General features: G+C 51.1%; 1 protein-coding gene. It reads left to right on the top strand.

Annotation, left to right across the window (positions count from 1 at the left end):
* Positions 1 to 71 precede the first annotated feature (71 nt).
* On the top strand, positions 72 to 460 hold a 389-nt coding region (locus tag AWU74_RS08305), incomplete at its 3' end, for a glyceraldehyde 3-phosphate dehydrogenase NAD-binding domain-containing protein (protein WP_238580274.1).

Raw genomic sequence — 460 nt, 5'->3', positions numbered from 1 at the left:
CGTATTGACACGTTCCGTGCAATTCCGTATTATTACAATAAAGTTTTACTGATATTGAGGAGTACTGCTGCATGATTAAAGTTGGCATTAACGGCTTCGGCCGTATCGGACGCATGGTTTTCCGCGCCGCGGCGGCGAATTTTGACGATATCGAAATCGTCGGCATAAACGACCTGCTTGACCCCGAGTATTTGGCGTATATGCTGAAATACGATTCGGTTCACGGACGGTTCAAGGGAAAAATAGCGGTAAACGGGACGCAGCTCGTCGTTTCTTCCTGCGACGGAAAAAAACAGTACAAAATCCGCCTGAGCGCCGAAAAAGACCCCGCCGCCCTCAAGTGGAACGAGGTCGGAGCCGAAGTCGTCGTCGAATCGACCGGGCTTTTCCTCTCAAAGGACAAAGGCGAGCTTCACCTGAAAGCTGGCGCGAAGAAGGTAATCATGTCCGCGCCGTCAAA

The sequence above is a fragment of the Treponema endosymbiont of Eucomonympha sp. genome (assembly GCF_001028545.1).
Note: the sequence above shows the minus strand (reverse complement) of the source record. Positions and strands in the feature narration are given on the sequence as shown.